This is a genomic window from uncultured Neglectibacter sp. (assembly GCA_937958185.1).
In the GTDB taxonomy this organism is placed as follows: domain Bacteria; phylum Bacillota; class Clostridia; order Oscillospirales; family Acutalibacteraceae; genus Acutalibacter.
The window spans coordinates 118,094-127,655 of record CALFFN010000009.1 but is presented as its reverse complement, the minus strand read 5'-3'; the positions used below and the strand labels follow the sequence as shown (position 1 = coordinate 127,655).

The window sequence follows — 9,562 nt, the reverse complement described above, 5'->3', positions numbered from 1 at the left end:
GTCACCGCCATCAGCGAAGCCGACCTGAAAGAATTGGAGGAGGCTCCGGGCATGACGGTGACGGTCTGGAAATGCTTCATCAGCGCTTTCGCCCGGGTTTCCCCGATCCCCTCAATGGAGGTAAGGGTGGAGGAAATAGAGGACTTTTTCCGCTGCTGCCGGTGGTAGCCGATGGCGAAGCGATGCACCTCGTCCTGAATGGAAGACACCAGCGTGAATGCCCGGCGGGTGGAACTGATGGCAATTTCGCCGCCGGAAAGGGCAATGGCTCTGGTGCGGTGCTTGTCGTCCTTCACCATGCCGAACAGCGGCACCTCCACACCCATTTCGTCCAGAACAGGCTGCACCGCCGCCACATGGCCCTTGCCGCCGTCCAGCAGGATCAGGTCCGGCAGTCGACCGAACCCGTCGGTGACGCCCTCCTTCCGGCAGGATTGATATTCTTCAAAACGACGGCGGATAACTTCCCGCATAGAGCCGTAGTCGTCCTGCCCGGATACGGTTTTGATCTTGAACTTGCGGTAGGCGGACTTCAGCGGTCTCCCGTTTTCAAACACCACCATGCCCGCCACGTTGTCCGCGCCCTGCTGGTTGGAAATATCGTAGGACTCGATATACGCTGGGGCCTTTTCCAGTCCCAGCAGCCGCCGCAGCTCGTCCAGCGCGGAAGCGTCCCTGCCGGAGGTGCCGCTCTGCCGGGCGATGCTTTCCGCCGCGTTGCTGCGGCACATCTGCACAAGCTGGTGCTGCTCGCCGCGCTGGGGGACCATGAGCTTCACGGATTTCCCCCGCTTCTCTTCCAGCCAGCGGACGATCAGTTCCTCGTCCTCCACAGGACCGTCCACCGCGATGAGAGGGGGTATCCTGTCGCGAATGGCATAATACTGCCGCAGAAATTCCGAGCGGGCTTCGGCGTCGGGCTGGCAGCCCTCGGTGAGGAAGCTGTCCCGGTCGCTGAGCTTTCCGCCGGTAAAGCGGAACACCTCAAAGGCAGTGTGGGTATCCCCCTGCGCCAAAGCGAACACGTCCTGCTCCTGAAAGCGGCTTGCCACCACCTTTTGCCGCTCCTTCATTTTATTGATGGCGGCGATCCTGTCCCGCAGCCGGGCGGCAAGCTCAAATTCCATATTCTGGGCGGCTTCCTCCATTTTTGCCGTCAGCGCCTTCACGGAGGTGGTGCTGCCGCCTTTGATGAAGTCCAGCGCCTCCTGAAAGGCTTCGTTATACTCCTGCTCGCTTACCCTCCCGCGGCAGGGGGCGCAGCACTGCTTAATATAATAGTTCAGGCATGGTCTGCCCTTGCCAAAATCCTGCGGGAATTTCCGATTGCAGGAGGGCAGCCGGAAAATTTTCTGGGCGGAATCGATGGTCTGGCGAATGGACCAGAAGCTCATATACGGTCCGATATATTTGGCGCCATCGTTTTCGATTTTCTTCGCTTCGCTGATCCTGGGCCACGGACCACCGCTGATACGGATATAGCTGTAGCCCTTGTCGTCCTTCAGCAAAATATTGTACTTGGGCTGGTTCTGCTTAATAAGGCTGCTTTCCAGCACCAGGGCTTCAAACTCGCTGTCGGTCACGATGTACTCGAACCAGTCCACATTGGACACCATGCGGCGCACTTTTTCCTCATGGTTCTTATCCGAGCCGAAATACTGGCTCACCCGGTTCTTCAGCGCCTTTGCCTTGCCGATATAGATGATCTCCCCCGCCTTGTTGTGCATGATGTACACGCCGGGAGACAGGGGCAGCTTCATGGCTTTTTGCCGAAGCTCCCGCTTTTTCTCGTCCTGCTCCATGATACCGCCCCCTTTTTTCAAATAATGACAAAGCCCGGCGAAATTCCTTCCGCCGGGCTTTTGCAGCGTCTTTTGAAAACTAACTTTGTTTCCTCCAGCGCACCTTTCATTTCACAAGGAAAATTATGCCGTTCGCCGCTGAAGGCTTACTCAGCAAACCCGGAATTGACCAGATCCACCAGAGAATCCACGGCTTCCTGCTCATCGGGACCATCGGCGATCACACGAATGGTCACGCCGCCGACAATGCCCAGGGACAGAACGCCCAGCAGGCTCTTGGCGTTGACTCTCCTCTCCTCTTTCTCCACCCAGATAGAGGACTTGAACTCATTCGCCTTTTGAATAAAAAAGGTGGCGGGGCGGGCGTGAAGACCTACCTGATTCTGAACGAGTACTTCCTTTGCGCACATTCTAATTCACTCTCCTACAAGATTTGCAAGGATTCAACTTTCAGACCATGTGAAACAGCCTGAGAAACGATAAAATATGATGATATTTGCGGCAGACGCCCGTGAAGCCATTTCCAATGGCACAACACCAGCGCAAACCACAGCTTTATCGCTATTATATCATAGATTTCGCCGCCGTCAACACAATTTCCCGAATTTTGGATTCCTGAACAGACCCAAAAAATTTTCAAGCTGCCGCTTTGTGCAATTTGCTTAGGTTGTTGAAAACTTTTTGTGTACCGCCATATGCAGTGGTGGCGGCAGGCGCGTGACCAAAGATAGCATAGGTCAGTTTCTTCCCGCTTATACAAAAACGGGAATTTTAAGGAAATTTTTTCCCGGTCTCCAAAAATCTCCTGTCCTCCTCGGTCAGTTCCGCCTGTTCCAGCAGGTCGGGGCGGTTCCTCGCCGTAACGAGCAGGGAGCTTTCCCGCCGCCAGCGGCGGACGTTCTCATGATGGCCGCTTAAAAGCACAGCCGGTACTTCTCTCCCCCGCCAGACCTCCGGGCGGGTGTACTGGGGGTATTCCAGCAGCCCGGAAAAGTGGCTTTCCTCCGTGAAGCATTCCTCGCCGGCAAGCACGCCGGGCAGCATTCTGCTGACGGCGTCCGTCAGGATCATGGCGGGCAGTTCTCCGCCGGTAAGGACATAATCGCCAATGGAAATTTCTTCGGCGCCATATTCTTCCAACAGCCTTTCGTCCACACCCTCATAATGCCCGCAGAGGACGGCAAGGCTTTCCTCCTGTGCCAGCCGCCGCGCCATGGGCTGGGACAGCACCTTCCCCCTGGGTGACATATAAATGATATGCGGGCGCTTTCCCAAATGTTCTGTCAGGGCGTCAATGCCGCGGGCGAAAGGCTCCGCCGCAAGCAGCATTCCCTTTCCCCCGCCGAACACGGTATCGTCTACCTTATGGTTGCGCTCATTGAGGGAAAAATCCCGCAGCTGGTGGCAGCAGATCTGCAAAACGCCCTTTTTTCTCGCCCTGCCTACAATGCTCGTCCCCAGCACGGGAGGGAACAGTTCCGGGAACAGGGTAAAAATATCCACACGCATCAGGCTTCCACCTCCCCGCCGTCAAAAATGCCGGGAATAGGCAGCAGCTCAATGACCCCCTCCTCCGGGGCGATACGCTGTATCATGTGGGGCACGGCGGGAAAGAGATAGTCCTGCCCGTTTTCCCCCACGATACGGTACACATCGTTTGCCCCGGTGGGAATGATCTCCTCCACCGTGCCGTAGACCTTCCCGGTTTTCCCGTCAATGGCGGCAAGCCCCAGCAGGTCCTGCAAAAAGCAGGCGCCCGGCTGCAAATGGGCGTCCTCCCGGCTCAGGTACAGTACCTTACCGCGCAGCGCCTCCGCTTTTTCCACCGTATCGATCCCGGAAAGCGTCAGCAGCAGCCTGCCCTGATGGACCCGGGAGCTTTCCAGCCCGGCGTCGGTTCTGCCCTCGTCGAACCAGAAGCGCCGGAATTTCTTCAAAAACTCCGCCGAATCCGCCCAGGGCTCCAGCACCAGCTCTCCCCGGACGCCGTGGCTTTTGACGATCCTTCCTGCCTCCAGGTACTGCTTTAAGGGTTTCCTTTCCATGACCGCCGCCTCCTTTCCAGATCCCAAACAAAAAAGGGCTTGTCCAACAGGACGACGCCCTTGCTTTGCTCAGTCGATCTCGACCATGATCTTTTTGTCTTCCCGGGTGGCTGCGGAGCGCATGACAACGCGGATCGCCTTGGCAATCCTGCCCTGCTTGCCGATCACACGGCCCATGTCGTCCTCTGCCACGTGAAGATGGTACACCGTTGCACCGCTTTCGGATTCCTCCGAGGTCACTGTGACCTCCTCGGGCTTTTCCACCAGCCCGGAAGCGATCACTTTCAGCAATTCCTGCAGATTCATTGCAATTCATTCCTTTCCTGTCTCAATGAAGCTGTGATGGGGTTGCACTTTTCAGATAACGCCGTGCTTCTTAAACAGAGCCTTGACGGTATCGGTGGGCTGAGCGCCGTTTTCCATCCATTTCTTTGCCTTCTCGGGGTCTACCTTGACCACGCTGGGCTCTTCCATGGGGTTGTAGTAGCCGATCTCCTCAATGAAACGACCGTCTCTGGGGAAGCGGGAATCCGCCACCACGATACGGTAGAAAGGAGACTTCTTTGCACCCATTCTTCTCAATCTGATTTTTACTGCCATGTTTCTTTCCTCCTGTTGATTTCTCCGGCTGTCCGCCGGACAGTAAACAATGTATTTTAGAGAAAGACTGCGAAAAGACGCATTCTTACATCTACAAAATGAAAGCTAGAAGGGCATGTTCATCGGCGGCATGCGGCGCCTTTTTCCCTTGCCGCCGAACTGCTTCATCAGTTTCTGGGTCTGGCGGAACTGGTTTATAAGCCGGTTCACGTCCTCCACCTTCTGCCCGCAGCCCGCGGCGATCCGGCGCTTCCGGGAAGCGTCCAGGGAATCGGGGTGGGAGCGTTCAAAGGGGGTCATGGAAAGAATGATCGCCGCCGTCCTGTCCATGATACGGTCGTCGATATCCACATCGTCCAGCTTGTTTCCCATGCCGGGGAGCTTGGAAAGTATCCCCTTGATGGGGCCCATCTTCTTCACCTGCTGGAACTGCTCCAGCATATCGTTGAAGTCCAGCTTATTGTGCATCAGCCGCTCTGCTGTTTTGGCGGCTGCCTTTTCGTCCAGCTTTGCCTGGGCGTCCTCAATGAGGGTCAGCACGTCGCCCATGCCCAAAATGCGGCTCGCCATGCGGTCAGGGTGGAACACCTCAAAGTCGGACAGCTTCTCGCCTGTTCCGGCGAACTTGATGGGCTTTCCCGTCACCGCCTTGACAGACAGCGCCGCGCCGCCGCGGGTATCGCCGTCCAGCTTGGTGAGGATCACGCCTGTGATGTCCAGCAGGTCGTCAAAGGACTTTGCCACATTGACGGCTTCCTGACCTGTCATGGAATCCACCACCAGCAGAATGTCGGTGGGGTTCACTGCTTCCTTGATGCGCCGCAGCTCGTCCATGAGCTCTTCGTCTATTTGCAGGCGTCCGGCAGTATCCACGATCACGTAGTCGTTGCCGTAGTCTCTGGCGTGCCTGATGGCTTCCTGCACGGTGAGGACGGGGTCCTGTGTTCCCCTTTCAAACACGGGGGTCTCCGCTTTTTCCGCCATGACCTGCAGCTGCTTGATGGCGGCAGGGCGGTAAATATCCCCGGCGACCAGCAGCGGGCGGTGCCCCTGTCCCTTCAGGGTGTGGGCAAGCTTGGCTGCATGGGTGGTTTTGCCGGCGCCCTGCAGACCGCACATCAGAATGACCGCAGGCGGGTGCGCCGGGCTTTTCAGGCGTTCTTCGCTGCCGCCCATCAGGGAGGTCAGCTCCTCATTGACGATCTTGACCACCATCTGAGCCGGGGTCAGGCTTTCCATGACCTCCGCGCCCACGGCGCGTTCCGTTACTTTAGCGGTGAAATCCTTCGCCACCCGGTAGTTGACGTCAGCCTCCAACAGGGCAAGGCGCACTTCCCGCATGGCTTCCTTTACATCGGCTTCCGTCAGCTTGCCCTTGCTTCTCAATTTCTTAAAGGAATTGCTGAGCTTATCTGCCAGTCCTTCAAATGCCACGGCGGCGTCCTCCTTTTCCTGCTTTTTATAACATAAAGACAAAATGCCGTTTATTCCTCGTCCGCGATCTCCTGCGCCTGCGCGAGGATCCGCGCGGTGTTTTCGTCGATCTCGGCGACAGCGCCGTTTTGCTGGTTCAGCTCCTGAATGTTCAGGGCACAGTCGCAAATCGTGGTAAGGGCTTCCTGCACATGCTGGAACCGGCGCGCCAGCCCCAGCCGTTCTTCCATTTCAAACAGCTGCTGCTCCGCCCGCTTGACGGCGTCCCGCACGCCCTGCCGGGTGATGTCCCTGTCCAGCGCGATCTCGCCCAGGGACAGGTCCTCATTGTAGTAGGCTTCTACCATTTCCCGTTGGGGGGCAGTCAGCATATCGCCGTAAAAATCCAGTAAATACGATACCTTCAAATCCTTTGCCATTGCCCTTCCCCCGTTTCAGGTGCGAGTTATATATATTCTTCTGTAAAGCGTTTTTCTTTACAACGCTTTGCATTATACACTCCTCCACAGTGTTTGTCAACAGGGAAGTGAAAAAAATTATGGAAACCTATAAGAAGACAGCTTTTGCCTGCTCTCTTTCTTTTTTGGAAAATTCGTGATAAAATAATCGCAAAGCGATTATCGTAGTTGGCGCATTTGCGCTTTTTTTATGATAAAATAGAAAAATTGAAGTGAAAGGGAGCTTTTCCATGATCTATTTTAACTGCGACTATAACGAGGGCGGGCACCCCGCTATCCTGCGGGCGATGACCGACACCAATCTGGAGCAGACGCCGGGCTATGGTGAGGATATCCACTGCGAGCGCGCCAGGGAGCTGATCCGCACTGCCTGCGGCGCAACAACTGCCGGGGTGCATTTTCTGGTGGGCGGCACGCAGGTGAATTTCACGGTGATCCGGGCGGCGCTGCGCCCCCATCAGGGGGTCATCTCCCCGGCGACCGGGCATATCAACGTCCACGAGACCGGGGCGGTGGAAGCCACCGGGCACAAGGTCCTGGCAGTTCCCTGCGGCGCGGAGGGCAAGCTGACCGCCGCTCAGGTAGACGCCCTCTGCGCCGGACATTACAGCGACGGCGTCCCCACGGAGCACATGGTGCAGCCGAAAATGGTGTACATTTCCCAGCCCACGGAAAACGGGGCGCTGTACAGCCGGGAGGAGCTGAAAAGTCTGCACGTCGTCTGTGACAAATGGGGGCTGTATCTCTTTGCGGACGGCGCCAGAATGGGCTATGGGCTGACTTCGCAAAGCGCCGATTTCACGCTCAGGGACATGGCGGACTGCTGCGACGTGTTCACCATCGGCGGCACAAAATGCGGCGCGCTGTTCGGCGAGGCGGCGGTCATCACCAACCCGGAGCTTGACCGCGACTTCCGCTACGCCATCAAGCAGAACGGCGGAATGCTGGCAAAGGGGCGGCTGCTGGGAATCCAGTTTGAAACGCTGTTCACGGACGGTCTGTATGAAACTATCTGCCGCAAGGCGAACGAGCTGGCAGAAAAGATATCCGCTGCCTGCCGGGAAGCGGGCTTCCCGGAATACGCGCCCTCCCCCACCAACCAGCGCTTTTTCATCTTCCCGGACGAAATTTTAGGGAAGCTTCAGGAAAAATACTGCTTTTCCTTCTGGGAAAAGACGGACGATACCCACACCGCTGTGCGTATCTGCACCAGCTGGGCGACCACAGAGGAAAGCGTGGAAGCACTGATTCGGGATATCCGTGTCACACGGTAAAGGATAGCAAACAGAAACCGCCGCAAAATGCAGCATTTTGCGGCGGCTCCTGTTTTAGATTCTGGACACTGGATACTGGATGCTGGATAAGGGCGATAAATGAAAGTTTAGCGGGGTGCCCCCGCGGGCAAGACGGGAAGATAGCGGGCGGTTTTCGTCAGTATATGTCCCGACCGAAAGTCTGCCTTTGCCCTTAACCTCCTCTGAAAGGGGAGATACAAGGGCACCCCGCTAAGCTCCAATTTAGGGCACTGGGTCTCCCGCTTTTCATTCCTCATTGCTAATTCCTCATTACTAATTTCTATTCGCTCCTTTTCCCGCTATTCCAGGGGAATGGTCTCTCCCTCGATGGTGAAAGACTCTATCTCCTCCAGGGGCACCAGCCAGTTGAATACCGCTGTGTAAAAGCACTGAAAGCCATCGCCGTTTGGCTCCGAAATTCCAAGCGCGGTTGAAAGTGAACCGTCTTCTTCCGGGTGATCCCAGAGATGGAAAAGCCTCGTACCGTCCTTCAAGGTGATGACAAATTCCGGGAGTTCCCGGCGCGACACCTCCACTCCCTCTCCCACAGTGTACTTTACCGCCAGAGATAAGGGGGAAAGCGTGATCTCTTCCAAAACAGCCTCTACCCCTTCGATCGTCGGGTGCTGCCCGGCAGGCAGGCTGCGGGACAGGTCCTGCGTTTCCACTTCAAAAGCCAGCTTCCAGGCTCCCTGTATGGCTTTTTCCCGGAATGGTCTGTGGATATTCAGCCGCAGGTTTTCCAGGGTAATTTCCATCTTCCCTGTAGGGATCGGCTCCTTTTCCTGCCAGGTTATCACATACTCCAGCGCATCGTCTCCGGGAGTCATGTTTCCTACTGCAGCGCTGCCGCCTTCTAAGACCCGGGAACCGCCTATTTCCAGCCGGTTCCAGTCAAAACTCAGCTCGTTGCCCTCCAGCCCTTTTTTGTGGACGCTGAGCACTGCAACGCAGGTGTAGCGGTCCCGCAAAAAGGATTTCACCGTGACGTCAACCCCCTGCTCCTCCACACGGACTCCCACCGGCTGACCCAGCTGTTCCAGCAGTTCCAGCTCAGGTCCGGCTCCTTCCGGATATTCGTAAAAGGCCGGGGAAAACAGATCGGTCAGCCCGGGGATCGCCCCGCCGGCGGCTCCGGCGCCAATCACCAGACCCAGCACCAGCACAGCCGCCACAGTCGCCACGACCCAGCGGGGCTTATGCCTGCGCACTTTCGGTTCCTTCTCCTGCGCGCAGGACAAAACCAGGCTGTCGTTTATTTCTCCCATGGCGCGCAGCAGTTTTTCACTTTTCCGTTTCCTGATCTCTTCGTTCATAGCTCTACTCCTTCCTTTGTGAGAGTGTCACGCAATTCTTCTCTCATGCGAAACAGCATGGACTTTACCTTTCCTTCGCTCATACGGTACGCCCGGGCGATCTCCCGAAGGGAATCCGCATACCAGTACCTGCGCAGGAACACCATGCGCTTTTCTTCGGGCTGGGCATACAGGAATTTTTCCAGGCACTGCACGATCACACGGTCCTCCGCCCCCTGCTCTACGCTTACCACGGCGGGAATGCTTTCCTCCAGCTCGGAAAGCAGAAGCTCCGCCTGTCCGCCGCCCCGCTTTTTCCGGCGGGAAAGCTTCTCCCGGTTCAAAGCCAGGTTCCGAACCGTTTTGCCGAGGAACGCCTTCAGATGCTCCGGGCAGCCCGGCGGGATCGCCTGCCACAAAGCCAGATACCCGTCGTTGACGCATTCTTTTGCTTCGCCTTCATTGCGCAGAATGTGGTACGCAATGGCATAGCAGTAGCTGCCGTATTTTTCTTCCGTGGCCGCTATGGCGTCTTCCCTGCGCTGCCGGTACAAGGAAATGATTTCCTGATCCGTCATGGTTTTTCCCTCCTTTCCCCTGCAATATAAAAGGCCTTTCACCTCTATAGACAAC

Annotated in this window: 11 protein-coding genes; 1 reads left to right on the top strand and 10 read right to left on the bottom strand. The window is 56.6% G+C overall.

What is annotated here, in order from left to right; all coding sequences use genetic code 11:
- From uvrC to AB8996_RS02915, 8 genes are all read right to left on the bottom strand, one after another.
- Positions 1–1,802 (bottom strand): excinuclease ABC subunit UvrC (gene uvrC / locus AB8996_RS02950; protein ID WP_369297483.1); only part of this gene is annotated, 1,802 nt, incomplete at its 3' end.
- 146 nt (positions 1,803–1,948) lie between these two features.
- Positions 1,949–2,212 carry an HPr family phosphocarrier protein gene (locus AB8996_RS02945; RefSeq protein WP_369297482.1) on the bottom strand — a complete coding sequence of 88 codons (264 nt, stop codon included), beginning with the start codon at positions 2,210–2,212 and terminating at the stop codon, positions 1,949–1,951.
- A gap of 361 nt (positions 2,213–2,573) precedes the next feature.
- Positions 2,574–3,311 (bottom strand): tRNA (guanosine(37)-N1)-methyltransferase TrmD, encoded by a 738-nt coding sequence (gene trmD / locus AB8996_RS02940; RefSeq protein WP_369297481.1) that lies wholly within the window; start codon positions 3,309–3,311, stop codon positions 2,574–2,576.
- Complete coding sequence (gene rimM / locus AB8996_RS02935) at positions 3,311–3,847, bottom strand: ribosome maturation factor RimM (protein WP_369297480.1); 537 nt, start codon at positions 3,845–3,847, stop codon at positions 3,311–3,313. Before rimM ends, trmD begins: the two co-directional genes overlap by 1 nt.
- A gap of 69 nt (positions 3,848–3,916) precedes the next feature.
- On the bottom strand, positions 3,917–4,147 hold the full coding sequence (locus tag AB8996_RS02930; RefSeq protein ID WP_369297487.1) for a KH domain-containing protein: 231 nt from the start codon (positions 4,145–4,147) through the stop codon (positions 3,917–3,919).
- A gap of 57 nt (positions 4,148–4,204) precedes the next feature.
- Positions 4,205–4,447 (bottom strand): 30S ribosomal protein S16, encoded by a 243-nt coding sequence (rpsP, locus tag AB8996_RS02925; protein WP_369297479.1) that lies wholly within the window; start codon positions 4,445–4,447, stop codon positions 4,205–4,207.
- Positions 4,448–4,552: 105 nt separating this feature from the next.
- Positions 4,553–5,881: a signal recognition particle protein gene (gene ffh, locus AB8996_RS02920; RefSeq protein WP_369297478.1), complete on the bottom strand. Its 1,329-nt coding sequence runs from the start codon at positions 5,879–5,881 to the stop codon at positions 4,553–4,555.
- Positions 5,882–5,931: 50 nt separating this feature from the next.
- Complete coding sequence (locus AB8996_RS02915) at positions 5,932–6,300, bottom strand: DNA-binding protein (protein WP_369297477.1); 369 nt, start codon at positions 6,298–6,300, stop codon at positions 5,932–5,934.
- A gap of 269 nt (positions 6,301–6,569) precedes the next feature.
- On the opposite strand from AB8996_RS02915, the gene AB8996_RS02910 reads away from it, so the two are divergent.
- On the top strand, positions 6,570–7,613 hold the full coding sequence (locus AB8996_RS02910) for a low specificity L-threonine aldolase (protein WP_369297476.1): 1,044 nt from the start codon (positions 6,570–6,572) through the stop codon (positions 7,611–7,613).
- 320 nt (positions 7,614–7,933) lie between these two features.
- Here AB8996_RS02910 and AB8996_RS02905 read toward each other — a convergent pair whose 3' ends face one another.
- Together AB8996_RS02905 and AB8996_RS02900 are read right to left on the bottom strand one after the other, a co-directional pair.
- Complete coding sequence (locus tag AB8996_RS02905) at positions 7,934–8,950, bottom strand: DUF4179 domain-containing protein (RefSeq protein WP_369297475.1); 1,017 nt, start codon at positions 8,948–8,950, stop codon at positions 7,934–7,936.
- A complete protein-coding gene (locus AB8996_RS02900) occupies positions 8,947–9,507 on the bottom strand; it encodes an RNA polymerase sigma factor (protein WP_369297474.1) in 561 nt (186 codons plus the stop codon). Before AB8996_RS02900 ends, AB8996_RS02905 begins: the two co-directional genes overlap by 4 nt.
- Positions 9,508–9,562 lie beyond the last annotated feature (55 nt).

Coding starts and splice junctions, on each gene's coding strand:
- AB8996_RS02945 (WP_369297482.1), bottom strand. CDS start 2,212: ATGTGCGCAAAGGAAGTACTCGTTCAGAATCAGGTAGGTCTTCACGCC.
- trmD (WP_369297481.1), bottom strand. CDS start 3,311: ATGCGTGTGGATATTTTTACCCTGTTCCCGGAACTGTTCCCTCCCGTG.
- rimM (WP_369297480.1), bottom strand. CDS start 3,847: ATGGAAAGGAAACCCTTAAAGCAGTACCTGGAGGCAGGAAGGATCGTC.
- rpsP (WP_369297479.1), bottom strand. CDS start 4,447: ATGGCAGTAAAAATCAGATTGAGAAGAATGGGTGCAAAGAAGTCTCCT.
- AB8996_RS02915 (WP_369297477.1), bottom strand. CDS start 6,300: ATGGCAAAGGATTTGAAGGTATCGTATTTACTGGATTTTTACGGCGAT.
- AB8996_RS02910 (WP_369297476.1), top strand. CDS start 6,570: ATGATCTATTTTAACTGCGACTATAACGAGGGCGGGCACCCCGCTATC.
- AB8996_RS02905 (WP_369297475.1), bottom strand. CDS start 8,950: ATGAACGAAGAGATCAGGAAACGGAAAAGTGAAAAACTGCTGCGCGCC.
- AB8996_RS02900 (WP_369297474.1), bottom strand. CDS start 9,507: ATGACGGATCAGGAAATCATTTCCTTGTACCGGCAGCGCAGGGAAGAC.